Raw genomic sequence first — 24,701 nt, forward strand, 5'->3', positions numbered from 1 at the left:
TGTGTTTTAGTAAAAACAAACTTTTTTATGGGTGTGTTAAAGAAGTTGAGTGGGTTTGAACTCCATACAAATTGTAATAAAAAGGGTTAATGGATATCCGTATAGAAAATTTAAGTTACTTTTGCTTTCGAAAAATAAGAAGGAGTCTTAGAATGATCATGGGTATGAAAAAGTTATTGTCTTTACCTCCAAATTTGGTTGATTGTTTCCATGCGATAGAGCATGTAAGTACGGAGGAATGGTTTTGCACCTCGGATCCGGTAGGTGCCCGCTTGGGATCCGGGGGAGGAACGACTTGGTTGTTGGAGGCCTCCCGGCGAAAAGAGGCCCCTGATGTATCCGTGGAGGAGTGGTTGGGACAGGAGAAGCGTATCTTGTTGCATGCCGGAGGGCAAAGCCGCCGTTTGCCCGGATATGCGCCATCCGGGAAAATATTGACTCCGATCCCTGTGTTTCGCTGGGCAAGAGGGCAGAGGTTATCCCAGAACTTATTGTCTTTGCAATTACCTCTTTATGAACGGATCATGAAAAAGGCGCCGGAATCGCTTCATACCTTGATCGCTAGCGGTGACGTATATATCCGTGCTAACCAGCCTTTGCAGGAGATTCCTGAGGTAGATGTGGTTTGTTACGGTTTATGGGTCGAGCCTTCGTTGGCCAAGAATCACGGGGTTTTTGTATCGAGCCGTAAGTCTCCGGACACTCTGGACTTCATGCTACAGAAGCCTTCGTTGGAAACTTTGGGGGAATTGGCGGGTAGTCATTTATTCTTGATGGATATCGGTATCTGGCTGCTAAGCGACAAGGCGGTGCGGTTATTAATGAAACATTCCTATACCGAAGATGGCAAGGCGATGAAGGCGTATGATTTATATGCTGAGTTCGGGTTGGCCTTGGGGAAGAATCCACGTATCACGGACTCGGAGTTAAATCAGCTTTCAGTAGCGATTCTGCCGCTTCCGGGTGGAGAGTTCTATCATTATGGAACTAGCCGTGAGTTGATTTCCTCTACATTGGCGGTACAGAACTTAGTTAGGGATCAACGTGCGATCATGCAGCGTAAGGTGAAACCACATCCCGCCATGTTTGTGCAGAATGCGGTGTTACACCAGAAATTGACCGCTGAGAATTCGGAATTATGGATAGAGAATAGTTATATCGGTGAGAATTGGACGTTACGTGGCCAGCAAATTATAACGGGTGTTCCGGAGAATAATTGGAACTTATCCCTGCCGGAAGGTATCTGTGTAGATGTTGTCCCGGTAGGGGAAACCAATTGGGCGGCAAGGCCCTATGGTTTTAATGACTTGTTTAAAGGGGCCTTGTCTGATGTGTCTACCTTGTTTATGGGGAAACCTATCTTGACTTGGGCGATGGAGCGAGGTATCACCTTGGGAGGGAATGAGGATATACAAAACGCACCTTTGTTCCCTGTTTGCCAAACCGTGGATGAGCTGGGAAAAGTGCTGCGCTGGATGATTACGGAGCTGGATAGGGAAGAGGGAAAGCATATTTGGCTTTCCGCCCGAAAATTATCGGCGAATGATTTGTCCGATCAAGCGAATTTACGCCGTTTAGTAGCTCAGCGAGAAGTTTTCCGTAAAAAAGACTGGTCATTATTGGCCGCTAATCATGAGAAAAGTGTATTCTATCAATTGGATCTTTCGGATGCAGCGGAAAGCTTCGCCAAAGACAAGATTGTCTTACCGAAAGCCCTTCCCGAGGATAATCCGTTGATGAAAAGGATACATAATCATATGTTCCGTTCTCAGGTGATGAAGATCTCGGGGGTAGCGTATAAGGAGGAGGAGCAAAAGGCTTTCGCTTTGTTGCGGGAGGGACTGGTCGGTTCCGTCCTCGGAAGTAAGCAGCAGCCGTGTTTGAATGTCTATCGGGACCAGATCGTATGGGGACGTAGTCCGGTACGTATTGATTTGGCAGGTGGGTGGACAGATACGCCGCCCTATTGCTTATATGCGGGTGGAAACGTGGTGAACGTGGCGATCGAGTTAAACGGGCAACCACCACTACAAGTCTATATCAAGCCTTCCGATACCCATAAGATTATCCTTCGCTCGATCGATCTGGGAGCGATGGAGGTTATCTCTTCATGGGATGAGCTTCGTGATTATAATAAGGTAGGATCGCCGTTTTCCATCCCGAAAGCGGCTTTGGCCTTGGCGGGATTTGTCCCGGAATTCTCGGCGGAGGCTTATGCTTCTTTGGATGTCCAGCTGGAAGCTTTTGGTAGCGGGCTCGAGATTACCTTGTTGGCGGCGATACCGGCGGGTTCCGGTTTAGGCACTAGCTCGATCCTCGCGGCTACCGTGCTGGGCGCTATCTCTGATTTTTGTGGCTTGGCTTGGGATAAGAATGAGATCGGAAACCGCACCTTGATTTTAGAACAATTGCTGACTACCGGCGGGGGATGGCAAGATCAATACGGTGGTGTATTGCACGGTTTGAAACTCTTGCAAACGAACGAGGGTTTTAATCAGAATCCTTTGGTACGTTGGCTGCCGGAATATTTGTTTACTGATCCGGAATACCGGCCTTGTCATCTTCTTTATTATACGGGAATTACTCGTACGGCGAAAGATATTTTGTCGGAAATCGTACGGGGTATGTTCTTGAATAGCGAGGCGCATTTAGGTCTTTTGTCCGAGATGAAAGCCCATGCGCTCGATATGTACGAGGCGATCCAATGCGGAGACTTCGTGACTTATGGTAAATTGGTCGGAAAGACTTGGGAGCAAAATAAGGCACTCGATTCCGGAACGAATCCGGCGGCGGTGGAAGCTATTATCTCCAAGATACAGGCTTATGCCTTGGGATATAAACTTCCGGGAGCAGGCGGTGGTGGTTACTTATATATCGTAGCGAAAGACCCGGGTGCGGCCCTGCAAATCCGAAAGATATTGACTCTTTCTCCACCCAATTCGAACGCCCGGTTCGTGGAGATGAGCTTGTCGAATAAGGGGCTTCAGATTAGTCGTTCGTAGGTTCGTGCCACGCCGGTATAGGCGAGGGCACACGCCAGTATAGGTGTTGGCTTACGCTGGTATAGATACAGGCCTATGCCTATACTGCTGAGGGGCGTTGCGTATATACGTGTGTATTTTTGCCTGTTTTGTTGCTAATTGGAATATATTGCATGTGTTTTGGAACATTTATATAAATGATCCTGTTGTACTTTTGCGGAGTTTAATGAGGTGTCAGATCTGATGGGGAAGAGAATTGTTTTTATATGGCTTTTATTGGCGTTCGCTTGGGTAGCGAAGAGCCAGAACTACATGATAAAAGGAATCGTGACTGATTCCATTACGGGAGAACCTTTGCCTTATGTGGCTGTGATTTTGAAGGGAACTACGATAGGTGCTACGACAGATCTGGATGGGGCTTTTACGCTTTCCTCTTCATCTAAGGTACGTACTTTACAGGTCTCTTATTTGGGTTATACGGAGAAAGAATTGAAATTCGTTCCGGGTAAAGCGGAACATTTGAAGATTCAGCTAGCTCCGACAAGTATTAATTTGTCGGAGGTGATCATCAAGCCGGGAAAGGAAAGATATCGGAAGAAGGATAATCCTGCGGTTACCTTTATCAAAAACGCTATCGCACGTCGGGAGAGCAACGATCCTCGTAATCATGATTATTTTCGGTATGATCAATACGAGAAGATGGTCTTCGCTATGAACGATTACCAACCGAAACCGAAAAAGGATGGAAAGGCGGGAAAGTTTGACTTCTTGACTGAGTTTATCGATACGTTGGAGGTGGGAAAGACGATCTTGCCGGTATCCGAACGTGAGAAAATCCAGACCGTTTATTATCGTAAAGACCCGAAGACGGAAAAGAGGGTCGTTCAGGCTACGAAAGCGGCTGGTGTGGATGAGGTCTTCTCACGAGACGGTATGCAACAGTTCTTGAATGAGGTATTTCGGGAAGTGAATATCTTCCAGAATGATATTCCTTTGTTCTTGAACCGTTTCGTAAGCCCTATGTCTACGATGGGACCTAACTTCTATAAATATTATTTGCTAGACACGGTGGAGGTCGCCGGACAGAAGTGTGTGGATTTGGGTTTCGCTCCGTTTACTCCGGAGACGTTCGGCTTTACGGGACATCTTTTTATCACGTTGGATTCTACTTATTTCGTGCAGAAGGTTAAGTTGAATGTCCCGAAGAAGATCAACTTGAATTTTGTCGGTGGAATGACGATCGAGCAGACTTTCGACCGTGCCCCGGATGGGACTCGTATCATTACGAAAGATGATATCAACGTGGACTTCAAATTGACGGAGAAATCGAAAGGAATGTATGCCCGCCGTTTGAATATCTATTCGAATCAAGCGTTTGAGGGACCCGATGATCCTAAAGTATTCGAGGAGAGCGCACCTATTATTATACCGATGGAAGCTTATCGCCGTTCGGCGGATTTCTGGGAGGAGAATCGTCCTACTGAGGCGGGAACTCGCAAGCAGAATAACGTGGAGTTGCTAATGGCGAAACTTCGTTCCGTTCCTATTTTCTATGTGACGGAGAAGGTTGTTTCGATCCTTACCTCCGGTTATATCGCGACGAATAAGATTCCGGAGAAGAGCAAGTTCGAGTTTGGCCCGATGAACACCTATATCAGTGGTAACGCGATTGAGGGGGCCCGCTTCCGTGTCGGTGGAACCACGACAACGGCGTTCAGTAAACGTCTTTTCTTGGATGGTTATTTGGCTTATGGATCGAAAGACCGCAAGTTGAAATATGATGGTATCGTAGAATATTCTTTTATCGATAAGAAGGATTATCGGAAAGAATTTCCCGTGCATTCTATTCGCTTCGAGTACCTATATGATATCAACCAGTTAGGTCAGCAGTATATGTATACCAACAAGGATAATATGTTCTTAGCCTTGAAGCGGCAGAAGGATACACGTGCCACCTATTTAAGGAATATGGAACTGACCTATTACCGTGAACATTATAACGGCTGGGCTTATGGGGCGGTACTTCGGAATTTTAAGGAATACTCAACCGGTTACGCCGCATTCGACCGTATCGGTCCGGATGGCCAGATCACGGCTACCGATTCCTACCGGATGTCGGAAGTGGAGTTTAAGTTCCGTTTTGCCCCGAATGAGAAATTCTACCAGACTCGTAATTACCGTTATCCGATTACGCTTGACGCACCGGTATTCACCTTGAACCATACGATGGCTTTCCAAGATGTATTAGGTAGTTCGTATGATTATCAGAAGACGGAGATCGGTATCCAGAAACGCTTCTGGTTCTCTGCTTTCGGTTATGTGGATATTCTCGCTAAAGCAGGTAAAGTTTGGACAAAGGCCCCTTATCCTTTGTTGATCTTGCCAAACGCAAACTTGTCGTATTTGGTGCAACCGGAATCTTATACGAATATGAATGCGATGGAGTTCATCAACGATGAGTACGCTTCGTGGGATATTACTTATTTCATGAACGGAACCTTGTTGAACCGTATCCCGCTTATCAAGAAGTTAAAATGGAGAGAGGTCTTTTCTTTCCGGGGTATGTTCGGACACTTGACGGATAAGAATAATCCGTATATCAGTGAGCAGAATGAGGGCTTGTTCTTATTCCCGCAGGGCTCTTACCTGATGGACCCGTCTACTCCTTATATGGAGGCGGGTGTCGGTATCGAGAATATCTTTAAGTTCTTGCGTTTGGATTATGTATGGCGTCTGACCTATAAGGATCATCCGGGCATCCAGACAAAGGGTATACGTTTTATGATGAAGCTATCCTTCTAGGGCAAGTATTATTTCCAGTCGCTGAACTCAAAACTTAATTGTTCCCAACGGTCTTTCGTATGAGGCTCCTCTTTTACGGGATTAGATACGGATAGGCCGATCAGTCGGATGGGATGCTCGGTATATTCCACTTCTTTCAGTAATTCCTTGGCCAAGGGAAGGATCTTATCTAAGGTTGTTAACTCTTCCGGACGGCTGAGGCTTCTCGTGATTTGGTTGAAATCATGGAACTTGACCTTTAAGGTCAGTGTGTTTCCCTTGAATCCGGAACGTTCCAGCCTGCCGATAAGTTCGGTCGCTACGTGATAAAGCTCGATGATAACAGAGGATTTGCGGGAGATATCTTTTTCTAGCGTATGCTCGCAACCTACCGACTTCCGGATTCGTACCGCTTCTACGGGACGGTTGTCTATACCTCTGGCAAACTCATAATAAAGTATTCCCGCCTTTCCGAACTGGCGGGTAAGCATCTCCCCCGAACATTCCCGTAATTGCAGTCCGTTGTGGATACCGAGCGTATGCATTTTTCGGGCTGTTACGGGACCTACTCCCCAGAAAGACTCGATGGGAAGACGGGCTATGAAATCGAGGGCTTGGCTTGGGTGAATGGTACATAATCCATTGGGTTTTCGATAATCCGAGGCTATTTTCGCTAGAAATTTGTTGTAGGAGACTCCCGCTGACGCTATCAGGTTCAAGTTTTCCCAGATCCGTTTCTTGATCTCCTTGGCGATATCTACAGCGAGAGAGATGCCTTGTTTATTATCGGTGACATCCAAGAAGGCTTCATCCAAGGAAAGGGGTTCTATGATATCCGTATAATCGTGGAAGATCTCGTGGATCTGGCGTGAGACGGATTTATATACGTCCATCCTTCCGTGTACGAATATCAGGTCCGGGCATAAACGTTTGGCTTTTTGAGATGCCATGGCGGAACGTACCCCATATTTCCGGGCCTCGTAGCTAGCGGCGGCTACTACGCCTCTCTGCTCCGCATGCCCGACCGCTAGGGGTTTTCCTCGCAACTCCGGATTGTCTCGTTGTTCCACCGAGGCATAAAAGGCATCCATATCGATATGTATGATCTTTCTCAAGATAGCTCTTTTATTACTGATATTCGCGATAAGCCCCTTCGTCGGTTTATGAAGCCGATAACCGCATTATAAGATCTCTACGGAGTTAATGACGATATTCTCGGTCGGACGATCTTGCTTGTTGGTCTTGGAGGACTGTATGGCGTCTACGACATCCATGCCTTCTACCACTTCGCCGTAAACCGTGTATTGATTGTCGAGGAACGGTACGCCACCTTCGTTCTTGTAAGCCTCACGGAGTTCCGGGTTTAACTTTACCTCGTCTTTCCGCTTCTCGGCCTCCAGCTCGGTCTTGCCAATCAAGGTATCACGAAGGATCGCCAGTTCTTCCTTGTTACCACTGCGATAGAATTCCATGATCTTAGGCTTGTTCTCGTTTTGCAGGCGGGCGAATATCTCTTGTTTCAGACGGCCTTCCAATTGCTTTTCCATCTGGTTCAACTCTTGTTCCGAATACTTTTTCCCCGTTACGATATAGAATTGGGAGGCGGAAGAGGCCTTTTCCGGGTTCACCTCGTCTCCGGTACGTGCGGCGCAAAGGGCTCCTTTCTTGTGGAAATATTTCGGGTAACGGAATTCGGCGGGAACGGTATAGCCCAGATCGCCCGCTCCCAGTTGCTTGTTCATTGGGGCATCCTTGGAAGTTACGTCACCTCCTTGTATCATGAAATCCTTGATCACACGGTGGAACAGCAAGCCGTTATATTGCCCTTCTTTTACCAACTTGATAAAGTTATCACGATGTAATGGCGTGTCGTTATATAATTTCAGCTTTATATCTCCTTTGTTGGTGTGCATAAGCACCCTTGTCTCAGTTGCTTGATTTTCCATTTTACTTATTTTTCTATGAGTTTCATTGACTTGATCTTTATGTTCTTCGTGGGCCTGTCTTCGGCGTTCGTCTCGACGAACTGTATCTTATCCACGACTTTCATACCCTGTATAACCTCTCCGAACACCGTATAGTTGCCGTCCAGATGAGGCGTTCCGCCTTCCAGCATATAGGCTTCTTTTTGCTCCGGCGTAAACTCGATGCCTTTCTCCTTGGTCATCTTATCTAGCTCCATCTCCGTAAAGAACTTTCCGGTCACGATATAGAATTGAGTCGCTGATGAGGCCTTCTCGGGATTCTCCTCATCCGGGGTACGTGCGGCACAGAGCATTCCCCGCTTATGGAAATATTTCGGATACACGAACTCGGCGGGGATGGTGTAATCTAGATCTCCGTCGCCCAGATGTGCGTCCAAGGGAGCGTCTTTCGAGTTGATATCGCCTCCTTGTATCATGAATTGCTTGATAACCCGATGGAACAATAATCCATCGTAACGGTGTTCTTTTACGTTCTTGATAAAATTATCCCTGTGCAACGGCGTGTCGTTGAACAGTTTCACCTTAATCTTACCCATATCCGTATCAATCAGCACCAATGTCTCAGTCTCTTGCGCATGCAGCGGGCATAGCGAAAGCATAAATACCGAAACAAACAACATCGTAAGAATCCGTCTCATATTTATTTCTATTAGTTTTAGATGGACAAAAATAAGAATAAATATCGATATCTATGATCAAAGGAATAGGTCTAAACATGATTTCTTTGGTAGGAAACCGTAATAGCGTTACAAACATCTGTAATATATGCACATCGTTTTATGTTGAATCTAGGTAATTTTGTCATAGAAATTTAAAACTCTAAATTCAATATACTATGAGAGCAAGTATCTTAGCTATTTTAATTTTAGGGGGGATTGTCTTAAACATAAAGGCTCAGTTTTCTTATAATGAAAAGGGTCAAGCCATCCCTCCTGCATCACAACCTTTCGGCAAAGAGGCTTTTGAGTCAACCGGGCATACGGTTATACGCTGGTTGGGGAACGCTGGCTTTCTGATTAATAGCCGTGGTACGTGTTTGATGGTCGATCCTATGTTGAAGGGATTTGATATGCCTTTGTTAATAAATATGCCGATCGCCCCTAAAGATGTTCCCCATTTGGATGCGGTATTGATCACTCATTGCGACAATGATCATTACAGTGTTCCTACTTGTACGGAAATGTCTTCTGTATGCCGGGAATATCATTCTACATTCTACATGGATTCTTTGATGGAAGCACAGGGTTTGAACTCTTTCGGACATCGTATCGGGGAGACTTTTAATGTTGGTCCGATTTCTATCAAGTTAACTCCGGCTTACCATACGTGGCAAAATGAGTATCCGGGATATACGCATGAATTTAAGGTTGAAGATTATTGTGGTTTCCTCATGAAAACACCGGATGGCTTAATTTGGGCACCGGGAGATTCCCGCTTTCTTCCTGAGTTCTTGGAATTACCTGCCCCGGACGTGATTTTCTTTGATTTTTCGGATGATTCATGGCATATAGGATTGGAGGGAGCCATAAAGATCGCAAATGCTTATCCTAAAGCGCAGCTTCTCCTGTCTCATTGGGGAACGGTGGATGCTCCCGATATGAAACCATTCAATGCCGACCCTAAAATGCTAGAAGAGCGTATCTTCAATCCGGAACGTGTTCATGTCTTAGCCCCGGGAGAAGCTTTTGACCTTGTAGCTCTCAGCTCTAGCGAGGGTGAACAAAGTGCCGAGACATTGATTTTCCCTGCTGACGCAAAGGCTTCGTCGGAGTATAATACGGGGGATGTCTATGTCTCCTTGTTGAAGGAGTCTGGTAATACGATGATCGCGCATTTTATATTCAAACCTTACAGTCGTAATTTCTGGCATTACCATCCGGATGCCGAACAAACCTTGTTAGTACTTGATGGAGAAGGATATTATCAAGAGGAAGGAGGAGAGAAACGTGTGATCCGGAAGGGTGATGTGATCGTGACACCTCCTAATGTACGCCATTGGAATGGGGCGACACCGGGTAGCTCTATCGTGTGTATGACCATTACGGAACATGCGATCGAGAATCATGCCGTACAGCTCCGGGCTGTGACGGATAAGGAGTATGACCGATGAAATTGGTATATCTATCTGTGGTTTTGATACATGTTTGGATGTAGGAACGTAGTATTTTTGCCGTGAATGGAATATTAATTAGAAAGGTCATAAGTTATGAGAAAGTACAATGAGATAAGCCGTCGGGGATTTTTGAGGTCGGCGGTATTGGCAGGAACAGGGATATGTGCTTCTTCCGTATTCAATGGAATGGTTGCCTGTGAGGGCGTGAACAGGCAAGGACCCTCGGCCTTGGATTGTAAAACTAATGCCGTGGTCGGTGTAAAGCGGACATTGGGAAGTGGTACGGCTTCTATGGTTGTATCGGCTATGGGATTTGGTTGTATGGGATTGAATCATCATCGCGGCCAGCATCCCGGCAAGAAGCAAGTAATCGCTTTGGTACATGAGGCCATCGATCGTGGTGTTACTTTGTTCGACACGGCAGAGAGCTATGGTTATCAAACGAATGAACGATTAGTTGGCGAAGCGTTGAAAGGTTATTCGGACCGGGTATTTGTAACTACTAAATTTGGGCATAAGTTTGTGGATGGCGTACAAATCAAGACAGAGGAAGATAGTTCTCCCAACAATATACGTAAGGTGTGCGAGAATTCGCTTCGCAATCTTGGAGTAGAAACTCTCGGTATGTTTTACCAGCATCGTGCGGACCCGAACACTCCGATTGAGGTCGTCGCTGAGACCGTGAACGAATTGATCAGAGAAGGCAAGGTATTGCATTTCGGACTTTGCGAGGTGAATGCCGATACCATCCGCCGTGCCCATAGGATCTGCCCTGTTACGGCTATACAGAGTGAATATCATTTGATGCATCGTGCCGTGGAGGAGAGCGTATTGCCGTTGTGTGAGGAATTGGGTATTGGTTTTGTTCCTTATAGTCCGATAAATCGAGGCTTTTTGGGAGGCTTGATTAACGAGTATACTCGATTTGATCCGGAAAACGACAATCGTCAAGATTTACCTCGTTTTCAACCGGAAGCTATCCGTGCCAATATGCGGATCGTGGAAGTGCTGAATGCTTTTGGGAGGACACGGGGGATCACGCCCGCACAAGTTGCCTTGGCATGGTTAATGAATAAGAAACCTTGGATCGTAGCTATACCGGGGACTACGAAGCTGTCTCATCTGGAAGAGAATTTACGTGCTGCGGATATCATTTTCACCGCCGGTGAGATGAGGGAATTGGAGGATGCGGTTTCCGCTATCCCTGTAGTGGGAAGCCGTTATAATGCGCTACAGGAATCAAAAGTACAGAAATAGATTAAGCTATCGGAAATATGAGACCTGTTTTTATACTTGGTATCATTCTCTTGCTTGTTGGATGTAAACAGCGAGATGAGCGTGTTCTGATGGTTGATGAGCAAGGCAGCTTCGCTGTTGGAGGTACGGTCTTGGTTGATTCATTAGGGCATACTTTTCATGGCGACCATGCGTACGTATTTTATCAAAAGCCGGTCGGAGCAAGGAAATACCCATTGGTATTCGCCCATGGTGTAGGGCAGTTTTCTAAGACATGGGAAACCACACCCGACGGGCGTGAGGGCTTCCAGAATATTTTCTTACGTCGCCGGTTTAGTGTCTATCTTGTCGATCAGCCTCGTAGAGGGAACGCCGGTAGAGGTACGGAGAGCGTGACAATTTCTCCGGCGTTTGACGAGGAGGTTTGGTTTAACCGTTTTCGTGTAGGTATCTGGCCGGATTATTTTGAAGGAGTACAGTTTAAGCGGGATAAGGAAACCTTGGACCAATACTTTCGTCAAATGACGCCGACTATTGGCACGACGGATTTTGAGGTCTATTCGGATGCCTACGCCGCTTTGTTCGACAAGATAGGCCCGGGCGTATTTATTACCCATTCGCAAGGCGGGCCCGTTGGATGGAATACATTGCTTAAGACGAGAAACATTAAGGCTATCGCATCATACGAACCGGGTGGAGCGGTTCCTTTTCCGGAAGGGCAATTGCCGGAGGAGGCTAAGTTTATTACGCTTTCCAAGAAAATGGAAGGCATTGAAGTACCTATGTCCGTATTCATGGAATATACCAAGGTCCCTATCGTCATTTATTATGGAGATAATTTACCCGAAACCGATGAGCGTCCGGAGTTATATGAATGGACACGCCGTTTGCGCTTGATGAAGATATGGGCAAAAATGCTGAATGATCAGGGTGGGGATGTCACCGTTATTCATTTACCGGAGGTAGGATTACATGGCAATACCCATTTCCCTATGTCGGATTTAAATAATATAGAGGTTGCGGATTTGCTTTCTGAATGGTTACATACAAAAGCTTTGGACTAGGTCTTTTGGGTAATGGAAATATATATAGTATCGTTTTCATTAGGAGGTATTGATCTTTTCACAGAGGTGAAAAGATCGTATCACCCCCGTGAAAAGATCGCTTCACAGAGGTGAAAAGATCGCTTCACAAGGGTGATACGATAAGAGTCTTAGGCCACGGCTGTTACTTCCTGCTGAGGAATCAGCCATAAGAACCTTATAATCAGAATAATTTGCTTGGATACTCGCCTGCGTCTACCAAGGCTTGGATCTTATCCACAACGCCTTGACGATCCGCCGCATAAGTTACGCCGAACCATTTGGAGGTTGTATCCAATACTTTCACACGGGCTGTTCCTTCCGTGATCAATTTATTTACCATCAACGGGATGAAATATTCACTCTTTAAATTACCCATATTGGCTTTTAGGAACTCCTTGAAATATTCCTCGGAATACTCGAAGTAATCGGGAGTGAAGCCCCACATATTCATGGATACCGGCGTATTTTCTTCCAATACGACCTTCTTTCCGTTCTCGTCTACAAACTGGATATCTCCGTCGATACGTTCGATAGCGGTACGCTCCACGACGCCTGTCAGATAACCTTCCTCGTTCGTGGCGCAAACACCACGTGCTACGGAACCGCTCTCGCTCAACGTATTACCTACACGGTAGCCTACCATGCAATAATCATTCTTCTTGCCATCCATCTCAGACAATTGCTTGCCTAATACGGCGAAGCTGTCACGTCCGTAGAAATCATCGGCGTTGATTACGGCGAAAGGCTCATTGATAACCTTCTTGCCCATCAATACGGCATGGTTGGTTCCCCACGGTTTCTCACGTCCCTCCGGGCAGGTGAAGCCCTCCGGAAGATCGTTCAAATCTTGGAATACGACTTCAACCGGGATATGGTTCTCATATTTGGAGATGATTTTCTCACGGAAGTCTTTCTCGAAAGATTTGCGGATAACGAATACAAGTTTACCGAACCCGCCACGAATAGCATCGAAAATAGAATAGTCCATGATGGTCTCGCCATTGGGACCTAGGCCGTCCAATTGTTTTAATCCTCCATAACGACTACCCATTCCGGCTGCCAATACAAATAATGTAGGTTTCATAATGCGTTTCTTTAATGTGTTTTTTAATTCTTCGGGCAAAGTTAATAATTATAGAAACATTGCCATGTTATTGTCCGTCTTTTTATAAAACTTCTAATACGACGATCGACATGGGAGGCAGGCTGACGCTTAACTTTCCCTTTTCCACCTTGGCTCCCTTGAAAACTTCCGGCTTGACCTTCTCCGGCGAATCGAATGTGTTATAGTCGTTTATGGAGGACGCTGTCAGGATACGCCCGTTCACGCTCTTTATCGTTACGTTTTGCTGGTCGATATGGATGTTCTCGCTTTGCCGGGGATCTACGTTCGCCAACGAGATATGGATTTTACCCTGCGAGTCCCGGGATGCGGAGGCGCTTACGACCGGCACTTCCCGGTTGTCTCTTACTTTCTCCTTGTCGCAGATTAGATCCATCGGCAAAAAGGTAGCGTCTTGATGAACCTTGTACATCTCGAACACATGGTAAGTAGGCGTAAGCACCATGTCCTTGCCTTTCGTGAGGATCATGGACTGCAATACATTGACAATCTGTGCGATATTGGCCATTTTCACCCGGTCCGTATATTTGTGGAAGACATGTAGGGTAAGAGCGGCTACGAAAGCGTCGCGCATCGTGTTTTGCTGGAACAGATGGCCGGGGATCGTACCGGGTTCCACATCCCACCAAGTACCCCATTCGTCTACCATGAGGGCTATATTTTTCTTCGGGTCGTATTTATCCATGATAGCGATATGCTTTTTAACGACATCCTCTATCTCAAGGCATTTTCCTAAGGTCCAGTAATAATCCTCCGTGTTGAAATCGGTAGCGGAGCCTTTATTGTTCCAATCTCCTACTGTATAATAATGTAAAGAGATACCATCCATGCGTCCGCCGATTTGTTTCATCAGCGTCTCGGTCCAGTTGTAATCATAATCGCTGGCACCGCTGGCGATCTTGAACAAGACATTGCTATCATAGTTACGGCAATACGTAGAGTAACGACGGTAAAGGTCGGAATAATATTCCGGTCGCATACTGCCCCCGCATCCCCAACTCTCGTTCCCAACGCCGAAAAACTTGACTTTCCATGCCTTATCCCGGCCATTTTTCCGGCGTAGGTTGGCCATAGGGCTGTCTCCTTCCGAGGTCATGTATTCCACCCATTTAGCCATTTCCTCAACCGTACCGCTTCCCACGTTTCCGCTGATGTAAGGCTCACAACCTAATAACTCACATAGATTCAAGAACTCATGGGTTCCAAAACTATTATCCTCAATCGTCCCTCCCCAGTTATTATTCACCATTTTCGGGCGATTTTCCTTGGGGCCGATTCCATCCATCCAATGATATTCGTCGGCGAAGCAACCGCCCGGCCAACGTAAGTTCGGGATCTGTAGTTTCTTCAACGCGTTTAAGACATCCGTACGGTATCCTTGGGTATTAGGGATGTCGGACTCTGGTCCCACCCATAAGCCACCGTAGATACAACTCCCTAGATGTTCGGCGAATTGCCCGTAAATATGTTTACTGATCTGTTGGTTACCTTGCTCCGGATAAATACGGATATTCGCGTCTCGCTGAGCGAATAAGGGAAGGGCGATAAATGCCCAAACGCTGATTATTAGTTTCTTCATGATATAAATGATTTGTTGGCAAAGATACACTTATTCTTGAATACATGAATCCTTTTATCGTCCGAAAAACACGTACGTGTTTTCGTAAAAAGTCGTACATGTTTTAAAAGAAACACGTACATGTTTTTCTTTTGCGTATTTATCGTATCTTTGTAAGGTTTTAAGGCAAAAGACTAAACAAAATGAGAAAGAGAAAAATGTTTCCGTTTTTAGCGGCTGGGATAGTCGCTTTAGCGAGTTGTAACACTCCTCAGAAAGAGGTAGTGAAGATCGCTGCTATTAATCCTGCGAATATGGATACCACGGTTGCCGCAGGCACGGATTTTTATGAATACGCTTGTGGTGGATGGATTAAGAATAATCCTTTGAAACCGGAATACGCTCGTTTCGGAACTTTCGACCAATTACTAGAGAATAACCAAGAGCAGCTCCGGGTATTGATCGAGGAACTTAGCGCTACGCCCCATGAGGCGGGTAGTGTCGCCGGGAAGATCGGCGCTTTGTATGCGATGGGATTGGATAGCACGAAGTTGAATGCCGATGGAGTGGCTCCTATCAAAGAGGAACTGGCCGCTATCAATGCGCTGGCGACGAAATCGGATGTCTCTAAGATGGTGGCTACGCTTCATAAGGAAGGCATGGCTCCGTTCTTCGCTTTGTTCGTGGACGCTGACGAGAAGAATAGTGCCATGAATATCGTCCAGCTGTATCAGGCTGGTATCGGAATGGGCGATCGGGATTATTATTTGTTGGAAGATGAAGGTTCCGCTAAGATGCGTGACGCTTACAGGGCTTATATAAATAAGTTATTTACGTTGGCCGGCTCAAGCCCGGAACAGGCGGATGCGGCGGTGGATGCCGTGATGAAAATAGAGAAGGCTATCGCTGAGATCTCTTATGGCCGTGAGGATTTGCGTGACTCCCAGAAAAACTATAATAAATTGGCTTACGAGGATTTCAAGCAAATAGAATCCCCGTTGGATTGGGATGTATATTTTGAATCCATGGGATTAGCTGGGCTGAAAGAGTTGGATGCGAAGCAAATCAACTTCTATAAGGATATGAATAAGGCTTTGCAGAATACGACGGTCGATGAGCAAAAATATTATTTGGCGTTTAATTTATTGAGCGCGGCGGCTCCGTACCTAAGTGATGATTTTGTAGACGCTGATTTTGAGTTCTATGGAAAGGTAATGTCCGGAAAGCAGGAACAACAACCTCGTTGGAAGCGTTCGTTGAATACGGTAAACGGTGCGTTGGGCGAGGCTGTCGGCGAGATGTATGTAGAGAAATACTTCCCGGCTTCTTCTAAGGAAAAGATGTTGACGCTAGTGGGGAATTTGCAGACTGCTTTGAGCGAGCGGATCAATGGCTTGGAATGGATGAGCGATACGACTAAGGCGAAAGCGCAAGAGAAATTGGCCGCTTTTACGGTGAAAATAGGTTATCCGGACAAATGGCGTGATTATAGTGGCTTGGAGATCAAGGACGATTCTTATTGGGCGAATGTCCGCCGTTCTAACATCTTCGATATGGCCTATCAATTGGCGGACGTGGATAAGCCGGTCGATAAATCTCGTTGGCATATGAATCCGCAGACCGTGAACGCTTATTACAATCCGACTACGAATGAGATCTGTTTCCCGGCTGCGATCCTTCAGCCTCCATTCTTTAATCCGGATGCCGATGATGCGGTGAACTATGGCGCTATTGGCGTGGTAATCGGCCATGAGATGACGCATGGATTCGATGATCAGGGACGTAACTACGATAAGGATGGTAATTTGATCGATTGGTGGACTGCCGAGGATGCTGTTCGTTTCAAGGAGCGTGCTGATAAATTGGTTGATCAATATGACCAGATTATCGTAATAGATACGCTTCATGCCAACGGACGTTTTACGTTGGGTGAGAATATCGCCGACCACGGAGGTTTGTTGGTCGCTCACCAAGCTTATTTGAATAGCTTGAAGGGCAAAGAGACTCCGGCCCCGATCGATGGCTTCACGAATGAACAACGTTTCTTCTTGGGATATGCGACGTTGTGGGGACAAAATATCCGTCCCGAGGAGATCCGTCGTCGTACCAAGATCGACCCGCACTCATTGGGAAAATGGCGTGTGAACGCCGCCTTGCGTAATATTGCCCCGTTCTATGCCGCTTTTGACATTAAAGAGGGTGATCCGATGTTTATGGCTCCGGCTGATCGGGTAGTTATCTGGTAACCCAAATACAGAGTTTATATAAATGAGGGAAGTATGTCACGTCAAAAAGGCATACTTCCCTTTTTTCGTTTATCCCGATTTGGCGGTCTGATGCACTTTTCTTATTTTTGTTTGATTAAGAACGTTATACATGAAAATTTTATACCATGCGAAACTATATATCAATCGCCTTACTTCTCTTGGCATCTTCTGTTTTTGCGTATGATCCTCCCACGATGGGATGGAGCTCATGGATGCCCGATATCGATGGTATGGTTTTACTAAAGAAGTGATTGCTGGCTACGTGCTTGAGGGAATTTTCATTCTTCTATATTCTTGAGGTGTCATTCCCGTATGCTGCCTGAAATATTTGTTGAAAAAAGACAGGTTGTTAAAGCCTAAAGAGAAAGCGATCTCTTTTACGGTTAAGTCTGTTGATCTTAATTGTGCCTTGGCATCCATCGTGATAATGGAGGAGATGATTTCCAAAGGAGTAAGTCCGATCGCTTTCTTAATAGTCGTGCAGAAATGAGGTAACGACAAATTTAATTGAGCGGCGTAAAAAGAAACGCTGTGCTCGGTGGTATAATGCTCTACGACAAGTTGGATAAACTTACGGTAAATCTCATTGGTGCGCGTACGGATTCCATTTGTCCAATGGCTATGATTTTTATATAACTCAGCCGTTCCTTGCATGAATATCGTGAGATAAGCGATGACTAGGTTTTTATTTACCATAGAATAAGACGGGGATAAGGATTGCGCACGTATCAATAAACGGTATCCGTCAATATATAATTGAGCTACAGATTCTTCCAGCGGCATGATCGGATGTTCCGTGATAACGGGAAGAAAGCTCATGGTTGATTTAATAAAATTGATGTTTGTCATAAACTCCGAAGAGAATCCGGCGAAATAGAAACGTGCGTCGTCCGATATTTCATGAAACTGGATAAAATTGCTGGGCACTAAGGTCACGAAATCATATTTGTTAATCGTATACTTCGCTAGATTGATAGAAGCCTGCACGGAACCTTCTACACAAAGGAGAAACAAACCTGCCTTTATCTTATGAGGCAGCTTGCTGTATTTGTTTAGCGTCTCTTTTGTGATACGATCTCCGACGATAAAATCGTTCGTGATATCGAATGTGAGCATTTCCTTTTCCATATCTAATCGGTAATTCGTCTCAAATATAGGAATTAATAAATACTTATTATTCAAGATAATAAAAATAGAACATAGAAACGAAAGAATGGATATTGATTCCCTAAAATTTAAGGGCGAACTTTACAAATGACTACTAATCGTAGGAAAGAGGAAACAAAAAGAATATAGTTCGTTTACTAGAAAAGTATTTTGATTATGGAAAAAGGAAGAATTGGACTAAACGCAGGAAAAGTGTGGCATGCGCTAAACGAGGTAAATGAAATATCTACGCAAGAGTTAAGCCGTAAATTGTCTTTAAGTATTGAGGACCTAGCCTTGGCTATTGGCTGGTTGGCTAGAGAAAACAATATTTATATCACGAGAAAGAATGGTTTGTTGTATGTCAGCAATGGCATCAAATCCAATATGTACTATTAGAAGGAAACAAAAAAAGGCTATCCATCACGGACAGCCAATCTCAATTGTTAACCTTAAATCTAATACCATGAAAAACACAGTGCAAATATAGAGATTTTATGTTATGTAGCATAATGAATAGTTTGGAAATCTCATTTGCTTAACTTGATTTAACAAAATCATGTTCTAAAACATATCTTTTGAGGCATAATTCATAAACACAAGCGTTACTTTTATCTATTACCACCTTTACTTGACTTTTAAATCAAGTAAAGGATGGTAATTTAAGTAATGCCTTATTCGGCTAGTAGAATGATATGTTTCGTTAAGTCATTAAACTTGATAAAATAGGTACCGGCGGAAACCTTTACATTATCACCTCCGTCAAATTTGGCGAATTGTCCTTGTTTATCGTTCCATAAACTATTGCTGCCACCGAAACTTACGGCCCAGTCATGATCCGCACGTAATTTCAAACCGCCATCGGACGGAATCTCTATTTTCTCGCCGATCCAGATGTGCTTGTCGTAACTAGCCTGTTGTAAATCTAGATCACCACCCCAATCATTGAAGTCTCCAATCAGGGAGATTTGTTTGTATTCGGTTGTCGCTCCGGTATAAGGTTCGATGCTGTATTTGTTACCAGCCAAGTCTAACGTGATCGTATAATAGCCATCCTGCGTGAAGCCTTCGATATTACCGCTACCGCCGTCATTGCTTAATGCTCCGTCGCTGTCGTAACCCCATTGAATGCCCCAATCACCCGGGGTTTGAATGATCTTGAATGCGCTACCGGCTTTTACGAAACCTGTGTAAGTGAATAACATATTATTGACATCGTCATCAGCGAATATACGCATCAATGGGTCGTTATTGTTCCATCCGTTGTCGAATATGTCACCCACAAAATAAACTTGGGTACGGGCGCCACTATATGGAGTGATCGCCATGTTTACCGTGTTCGAATAAAGTTCGGGAACACTGTCGTTAATAAATGCTTTAAGACGGAAGTCCACATTATAAGCTACGGTAGGATTAACCATTCCCAAATTGTTCATGGCATCATTCAGCTCGAATGTCTTGATCAAGACTTTTTCGCCGGAACCGGTAGTTGGCAGCGACTCGAATTTCTCGAATTCAGTTCCTCCTTCACAGACTTGTACGGTATACGTTACACCTGCCGCAAAACCGTAATCCGGTTGTTCACAGGTAAAAATATCGATGATACTACTGGCATTTTCCGGCATTAAAGTATATGAACTGTTATTCGGAGCATTGAGGGTAAAAGATATATTATTACCTTCTGAGTCCTTTAGGTCATTGATAACCGGATCTTTATCGTCCGTGCAGGCAGAAAAAGCACAGATGCCCGCAAACACGATGGATAATATATTGACTTTATTCATAATTGTTACTTATTAATAGGTTTTACGATTAATAACCCGGATTTTGTTTCAAGTTACTGTTTGCCACGAGTTGGGTCGAAGGAATCGGTAACAATGAGAAGTGACTGGAGATTGAAGTACCTCCCGCTGTCTCGCCTTTCCAATCCCAAGTATAATTGGAGGTGAACTTATTGTAGCGGATCAAATCCGTACGGCGTTGCGCCTCAAAATAGAACTCACGGGCCTTCTCATCAAGCACAAAATCCAAAGTAAGATCGGTTGCCGTAATTTCCGTGGCTTTCGCTCTTTTCCGTAGCTGGTTAATAGCGCTTAAAGCGGCTTGTTTATCGCCTCCCGCCCGTATTGTGGCTTCGGCAAAGGTCAGATTAGCCTCGGCTAAACGGAACAATGGGAAATCCATATCCGGGAACTGCTGATTCGGATCGTGACCGATTTGTCCGGATTTCGTGATATTCTTGAATTTAGTTACAGAATAACCTTCTGTAAACTCGGTCGGCTTATTGATCTCGAATGTACGGTCTGTAGTCCAGAAAGAGGCACGTGTATCAGTTGTTTTCGATAAGTCTCCGTCAGAAGCGAACTTTTTCACCAATGCCATGCGGGCACGGTTACCACCCCATGCTTCTTTAGTCCCGAAATCAACCAGTGCGTTCATGTCACCACTGATAAAGCTGGCGATAAAGAACAATCCGGACCAAGAGCGGGTCTGTACGCCATCATAACAAATCGGCAGGATCATCTCGGGAGAGGTGTTGTTATCTGCAAGGAAATTATCTCCATAATTAGGAGCCAGAGAGAAACCGGCGTCCATGACTTTCTTTGAGTATTCAGCGGCGGCAGACCATTGAGGGGTACCTGTATATACTTCTGCGTTCAGATATAAGCGAGAAAGTAGCATCCATACGGCGGCTTGATCGGCACGTCCATATACATTTGCACGGGGAGCCTTCATTTGTGGCTCGATTTCTTTCAACTCTTTCTCTATATAGGTATAGAGATTCGCCCGGGTAATCCGTTCGGGAACATAGGTACCGATACCCGTGTTCTCATCAACGAACGGGACATTGCCATATAAATCAATCAAATAATAATAATCCAAGGCACGGATAAAACGAACTTCAGCACGCTGTGTAAGACTTTCCTCGTCATCCTTGCCCTCTGTCTGTATTAAGAAGTTATTACACTGAGCGATTTGGATGTACAGACGGTTGAACATATTCAATACCACACCGTTCGAGGCGGTAAACTTAGCGAAGTTCAAGGGATATACATCCACGTCGCCAGACCAAGCGCAAATAGCCTCGTCCGTAGGAAGCTCATTTAGGTTGAATAGCATACGCATCAAACCCGACGCTCCCTCATCCGTGTCGGCGATATCTCCTTGTCCGTCGGGACCTTTATTTCCTGTGATGGCTAATCCCGCATAGATCTTGGCGAAATTGGCGTTCTGATCGAACTCTACGTTTAGGTTCGGATCGATAGGCGTAACATCGAGATCACCTAGGCAAGAGGTGAAGTTTACGCTAAAAACCAGCGATAAAGCCGGTATTATATATTTAAAGAATTTCGTATTCATATAGATATCCTGATTTAAAATTAGAAGTTAAGACTTACACCGAGTATACCTACCAATGGGCGAGGATATACGTTCTTATCGATACCGAAGGTCTTATCAGCTGCGTTCGCTACCTCCGGATCCAATCCTTTATATTTCGTGATAACAAAAGGATTCTGTACGGTTCCGTAGATGCGTCCGCCCAATACGCCGAATAATTTGTTGAAAGAGTAACCCAACGTGATATTATCGCAGCGTAAGAAAGATGCGTTTTGTACATAATAATCGGACAATACGTTCATGTTCTGGAAATTCGTATCGAAAGCGGATAGCGGACGGTTGGATAGATAGCCTTTATTGTTAATACTACCTTCACTTAATGCCGCATTGGATGAGGCTACATTATTATATACATAGTTCCCGAGGTTGGAACGAAGTGAGAAACTGAAATCCCATGCTTTCCATACCAATTTAGAAGTAAAGCCCATCGTTACATCGGCCGCCGGTTTATGGCAGAAATAACGGTCCTCGTCATTGATCACGCCATCTCCGTTGCGGTCCACGTATAATCCTTCGATCGGATTTCCCTGTTGATCATATACCTGCTCGTATACATAGAATGAGTTCGCCGGGTGATTCACGCCTTGTGCCTGTATCATGGTCCCGGTACCACCTTCTACGGTTCCTGTCAATACGATGGATGAGGCGTCATCCTGTGCGGTTAGCTTCGTAATCTCGTTGTTGTTCCAAGCGACATTAAAGCCTAGGTCCCATTTCCAATCAGAGGTTGAGATCGCTTTAGCGTTGATGGAGAACTCAACACCTTGATTTCTCAAAGAACCGATATTGCTGACGATACGGTTCTTGAAGTTTGTTCCGGCAGGTACGTCGATCACATTGATCAAGTCCTTAGTTTCCCTGTAATAATAGTCCAAGGATGAAGTGATACGGTTATCTAAGAATCCGAAGTCGAATCCGGCGTTCCAAGTAGTAGTCTCCTCCCATTTCAAGTTCGGGTTGTAACCGTCGGGACGGGCGATAGGAACAAATTGGTCGCCAAATTGATAGTAGGCTCCGTCTTGTCCCGCGAAATAAGTCGCCATATACGGGTAGTCTCCTTGCGAGATATCCTGTTGACCAGTAATACCATAACCCAAGCGTAGTTTTAAATCCGATACAGCGTCCACGTCTTTCATAAAGCCCTCTTCCTTGATCTTCCATCCTAAAGCCACGGAAGGGAACAATCCCCAACGGTTGTCTTTAGAGAAGCGGGAAGTGCCATCGTTACGTAAGGTAGCGGTGATAAGATAGCGATTCATGAATGAATAATTGACACGTCCGAAGAAAGAGATCAAATAACTTTCTGTCTTGAAAATATAAGAAGTCGGGTTATCTCCGTTCAAGTTATTGTATGCGTTCTCTGTGGAACGATGGAAATGTTGCCAAGAGTAACCAGCCATGATATCAAAATGATGCTTTTCATTGAAATCCTTAGCGTATTGCAAATAAAAATCCAATAGGTGATTGTATTTGTCGATTGTCTCATAACCTGTTTTGCCGTTATCCACGTAACCTAATGGAGATTCTTTCGGATAGTAAATATCTTGTGTACCGGTAGCCATATCCATACCTAAATTCAAGTTCGCACGTAATTCGGGAAGGAAATGGAATTTATAATCAACTTGGATATTACCGACCAAGTTTTTAGAATTAGCCTCTTCTTTTTTCTGTTGAAGCATCGCTACCGGGTTTTTTGTAGCGATTGAGATAAATTCACCGGCATTTTCCCAAGCGAAATAACCTCCGTATTTACTGTTGCCGTTCATGACTGGTTGAGTCGGGTCGAATGCGATTGCCGCTCCGATAGCTCCCGTATCGGCGAAACGATTATTTGAGATCATTCCCTTGGCGTTGAAGTTAATATTTAAATGATCTTCGAAGAAACTGGGAGCTAGGTTTACAGATCCAGTATAACGTTCGAACTTAGAGGTTTTCAATATACCATTTTGGTTTGTATATCCGGCGGATACACGATAAGGCATATTATTCAAGCCTCCGGATACCGTGATATTATGATCGGTTCCCACGGCTGTACGGAAGATCTCTTTCTGCCAATCCGTATTTTCTTTTCCTAATAACTTAACGGCGCTTGATTCCGCCCCAAAACGATCCGTTACGAAATTACGATATTCGTCAGCTCCCATAACATCGATTGATTTGGTCTTCGTGCTGATAGAAACGTTTCCATCGTACGTAACCCGTGGGCGGGAGCCTTTTTCACCTTTCTTAGTGGTAATAAGAATCACACCGTTAGAGGCACGCGAACCATAGATCGCTGTGGCGGATGCGTCTTTTAATACGGTGAATGTTGCGATATCGTTCGGGTTGATCGTACTCAACGGGTTGGATACCCCTTTGATACCGTCATTGTCGATCGGAAGTCCATCGATAACGATCAGCGGGTTGTTGCTGGCCGATAAGGAAGAACCACCACGGATGCGGATACTGGCTCCCGAACCCGGAGCTCCACCGTCAGTCGTGATATTTACGCCGGCGATTTTACCGTTGATCATATCGGTTGCGGTGGTGGTCAAACCCCGGTTCATCTTATCTGGCTTAATGGCCGTCACGGAACCGGTAGCGTCATCTTTCTTCACCGTACCATAACCGATTACGACAATCTCGTCCAATACTTCCGTATCTTCTTGTAATACGACAATTAAATTACTTTGTCCTTGGTTGATAATGTCTTGTGATTTGTAGCCTATGTAAGAAATACCGATCGTACTTCCTTTAGGCGCCGAAAGCATAAAGTTACCGTCGAAATCGGTAACAGTTCCATTCGTAGTTCCTTTTTCAAGGATACTAGCCCCAATGATGGGTTCACCTTTCGCATCTTTCACGTTGCCTTTGATCGTGACGTCTTGTGCGAAAACATTGCAGGAGAGAAACAATCCTATCAAGATAGATAAGATTACTCTTGCGTCGCAAGAATACATTTTTTGTTTCATGCATTAGACAGTTTAAGATTAATACTCTATTATATTTATTGAATTTTAGCCATAGTATGTGAATGCAAATGTATGT

The 24,701-nt window shown here is 45.0% G+C and carries 17 protein-coding genes; 8 read left to right on the plus strand and 9 right to left on the minus strand.

Going from position 1 to position 24,701, the window contains the following annotated elements:
* The first annotated feature begins 89 nt into the window (after positions 1 to 89).
* Positions 90 to 3,002 (plus strand): bifunctional fucokinase/fucose-1-phosphate guanylyltransferase, encoded by a 2,913-nt coding sequence (locus CI959_RS15005; protein WP_081033134.1) that lies wholly within the window; start codon positions 90 to 92, stop codon positions 3,000 to 3,002.
* Positions 3,003 to 3,224: 222 nt separating this feature from the next.
* Positions 3,225 to 5,783: a DUF5686 and carboxypeptidase-like regulatory domain-containing protein gene (locus tag CI959_RS15010; RefSeq protein ID WP_095231478.1), complete on the plus strand. Its 2,559-nt coding sequence runs from the start codon at positions 3,225 to 3,227 to the stop codon at positions 5,781 to 5,783.
* A gap of 8 nt (positions 5,784 to 5,791) precedes the next feature.
* Here CI959_RS15010 and dinB read toward each other — a convergent pair whose 3' ends face one another.
* The 3 genes from dinB to CI959_RS15025 form a co-directional block, all read right to left on the minus strand.
* Positions 5,792 to 6,877 carry a DNA polymerase IV gene (dinB, locus tag CI959_RS15015; RefSeq protein ID WP_009017772.1) on the minus strand — a complete coding sequence of 362 codons (1,086 nt, stop codon included), beginning with the start codon at positions 6,875 to 6,877 and terminating at the stop codon, positions 5,792 to 5,794.
* Between the two features lie 66 nt (positions 6,878 to 6,943).
* Positions 6,944 to 7,708: a peptidylprolyl isomerase gene (locus tag CI959_RS15020; protein WP_005867982.1), complete on the minus strand. Its 765-nt coding sequence runs from the start codon at positions 7,706 to 7,708 to the stop codon at positions 6,944 to 6,946.
* Between the two features lie 5 nt (positions 7,709 to 7,713).
* On the minus strand, positions 7,714 to 8,385 hold the full coding sequence (locus CI959_RS15025; protein ID WP_005855801.1) for a peptidylprolyl isomerase: 672 nt from the start codon (positions 8,383 to 8,385) through the stop codon (positions 7,714 to 7,716).
* Positions 8,386 to 8,582: 197 nt separating this feature from the next.
* On the opposite strand from CI959_RS15025, the gene CI959_RS15030 reads away from it, so the two are divergent.
* The 3 genes from CI959_RS15030 (at position 8,583) to CI959_RS15040 (ending at position 12,160) form a co-directional block, all read left to right on the plus strand.
* Complete coding sequence (locus CI959_RS15030; RefSeq protein ID WP_057316627.1) at positions 8,583 to 9,857, plus strand: MBL fold metallo-hydrolase; 1,275 nt, start codon at positions 8,583 to 8,585, stop codon at positions 9,855 to 9,857.
* 96 nt (positions 9,858 to 9,953) lie between these two features.
* Positions 9,954 to 11,117 carry an aldo/keto reductase gene (locus CI959_RS15035; protein ID WP_005855806.1) on the plus strand — a complete coding sequence of 388 codons (1,164 nt, stop codon included), beginning with the start codon at positions 9,954 to 9,956 and terminating at the stop codon, positions 11,115 to 11,117.
* A gap of 17 nt (positions 11,118 to 11,134) precedes the next feature.
* A complete protein-coding gene (locus tag CI959_RS15040; RefSeq protein ID WP_005855807.1) occupies positions 11,135 to 12,160 on the plus strand; it encodes an alpha/beta fold hydrolase in 1,026 nt (341 codons plus the stop codon).
* A 202-nt stretch (positions 12,161 to 12,362) separates the two neighbouring features.
* Here the strand turns inward: CI959_RS15040 and CI959_RS15045 are convergent, their stop codons facing one another.
* Positions 12,363 to 13,265, minus strand: a complete 903-nt coding sequence (locus CI959_RS15045; RefSeq protein WP_005855808.1) for a nucleotidyltransferase — start codon at positions 13,263 to 13,265, stop codon at positions 12,363 to 12,365.
* 82 nt (positions 13,266 to 13,347) lie between these two features.
* Positions 13,348 to 14,883: an alpha-N-arabinofuranosidase gene (locus tag CI959_RS15050; protein WP_057316625.1), complete on the minus strand. Its 1,536-nt coding sequence runs from the start codon at positions 14,881 to 14,883 to the stop codon at positions 13,348 to 13,350.
* A 182-nt stretch (positions 14,884 to 15,065) separates the two neighbouring features.
* Between CI959_RS15050 and CI959_RS15055 the strand changes: the two genes are divergently transcribed.
* Positions 15,066 to 17,108 (plus strand): M13 family metallopeptidase, encoded by a 2,043-nt coding sequence (locus tag CI959_RS15055; RefSeq protein WP_009276336.1) that lies wholly within the window; start codon positions 15,066 to 15,068, stop codon positions 17,106 to 17,108.
* Positions 17,109 to 17,254: 146 nt separating this feature from the next.
* On the plus strand, positions 17,255 to 17,380 hold the full coding sequence (locus CI959_RS21875) for a hypothetical protein (RefSeq protein ID WP_255223121.1): 126 nt from the start codon (positions 17,255 to 17,257) through the stop codon (positions 17,378 to 17,380).
* Between the two features lie 7 nt (positions 17,381 to 17,387).
* Here CI959_RS21875 and CI959_RS15060 read toward each other — a convergent pair whose 3' ends face one another.
* Positions 17,388 to 18,257 (minus strand): AraC family transcriptional regulator, encoded by an 870-nt coding sequence (locus CI959_RS15060; protein ID WP_008778253.1) that lies wholly within the window; start codon positions 18,255 to 18,257, stop codon positions 17,388 to 17,390.
* Between the two features lie 195 nt (positions 18,258 to 18,452).
* Between CI959_RS15060 and CI959_RS15065 the strand changes: the two genes are divergently transcribed.
* Positions 18,453 to 18,674: a winged helix-turn-helix domain-containing protein gene (locus CI959_RS15065; RefSeq protein WP_005855817.1), complete on the plus strand. Its 222-nt coding sequence runs from the start codon at positions 18,453 to 18,455 to the stop codon at positions 18,672 to 18,674.
* Positions 18,675 to 18,949: 275 nt separating this feature from the next.
* Here CI959_RS15065 and CI959_RS15070 read toward each other — a convergent pair whose 3' ends face one another.
* The 3 genes from CI959_RS15070 to CI959_RS15080 are packed head-to-tail and all read right to left on the minus strand — an operon-like array spanning position 18,950 to position 24,625.
* Entirely contained in the window at positions 18,950 to 20,059 is a 1,110-nt protein-coding gene (locus tag CI959_RS15070) for a SusE domain-containing protein (RefSeq protein WP_057316623.1), read from the minus strand.
* 28 nt (positions 20,060 to 20,087) lie between these two features.
* Complete coding sequence (locus CI959_RS15075; RefSeq protein ID WP_005855819.1) at positions 20,088 to 21,635, minus strand: RagB/SusD family nutrient uptake outer membrane protein; 1,548 nt, start codon at positions 21,633 to 21,635, stop codon at positions 20,088 to 20,090.
* 20 nt (positions 21,636 to 21,655) lie between these two features.
* Complete coding sequence (locus CI959_RS15080; protein ID WP_009276338.1) at positions 21,656 to 24,625, minus strand: TonB-dependent receptor; 2,970 nt, start codon at positions 24,623 to 24,625, stop codon at positions 21,656 to 21,658.
* Positions 24,626 to 24,701 lie beyond the last annotated feature (76 nt).

It is taken from the genome of Parabacteroides sp. AT13 (genome assembly GCF_002272965.1).
GTDB classification, from domain to species: domain Bacteria; phylum Bacteroidota; class Bacteroidia; order Bacteroidales; family Tannerellaceae; genus Parabacteroides; species Parabacteroides distasonis.

Coding starts and splice junctions, on each gene's coding strand:
- CI959_RS15055 (WP_009276336.1), top strand. CDS start 15,066: ATGAGAAAGAGAAAAATGTTTCCGTTTTTAGCGGCTGGGATAGTCGCT.
- CI959_RS15060 (WP_008778253.1), bottom strand. CDS start 18,257: ATGGAAAAGGAAATGCTCACATTCGATATCACGAACGATTTTATCGTC.
- CI959_RS15080 (WP_009276338.1), bottom strand. CDS start 24,625: ATGAAACAAAAAATGTATTCTTGCGACGCAAGAGTAATCTTATCTATC.
- CI959_RS15035 (WP_005855806.1), top strand. CDS start 9,954: ATGAGAAAGTACAATGAGATAAGCCGTCGGGGATTTTTGAGGTCGGCG.
- CI959_RS15070 (WP_057316623.1), bottom strand. CDS start 20,059: ATGAATAAAGTCAATATATTATCCATCGTGTTTGCGGGCATCTGTGCT.
- CI959_RS15025 (WP_005855801.1), bottom strand. CDS start 8,385: ATGAGACGGATTCTTACGATGTTGTTTGTTTCGGTATTTATGCTTTCG.
- CI959_RS15050 (WP_057316625.1), bottom strand. CDS start 14,883: ATGAAGAAACTAATAATCAGCGTTTGGGCATTTATCGCCCTTCCCTTA.
- CI959_RS15075 (WP_005855819.1), bottom strand. CDS start 21,635: ATGAATACGAAATTCTTTAAATATATAATACCGGCTTTATCGCTGGTT.
- CI959_RS15040 (WP_005855807.1), top strand. CDS start 11,135: ATGAGACCTGTTTTTATACTTGGTATCATTCTCTTGCTTGTTGGATGT.
- CI959_RS15005 (WP_081033134.1), top strand. CDS start 90: ATGGATATCCGTATAGAAAATTTAAGTTACTTTTGCTTTCGAAAAATA.
- CI959_RS21875 (WP_255223121.1), top strand. CDS start 17,255: ATGCGAAACTATATATCAATCGCCTTACTTCTCTTGGCATCTTCTGTT.
- CI959_RS15045 (WP_005855808.1), bottom strand. CDS start 13,265: ATGAAACCTACATTATTTGTATTGGCAGCCGGAATGGGTAGTCGTTAT.
- CI959_RS15030 (WP_057316627.1), top strand. CDS start 8,583: ATGAGAGCAAGTATCTTAGCTATTTTAATTTTAGGGGGGATTGTCTTA.
- CI959_RS15065 (WP_005855817.1), top strand. CDS start 18,453: ATGGAAAAAGGAAGAATTGGACTAAACGCAGGAAAAGTGTGGCATGCG.
- CI959_RS15010 (WP_095231478.1), top strand. CDS start 3,225: ATGGGGAAGAGAATTGTTTTTATATGGCTTTTATTGGCGTTCGCTTGG.
- CI959_RS15020 (WP_005867982.1), bottom strand. CDS start 7,708: ATGGAAAATCAAGCAACTGAGACAAGGGTGCTTATGCACACCAACAAA.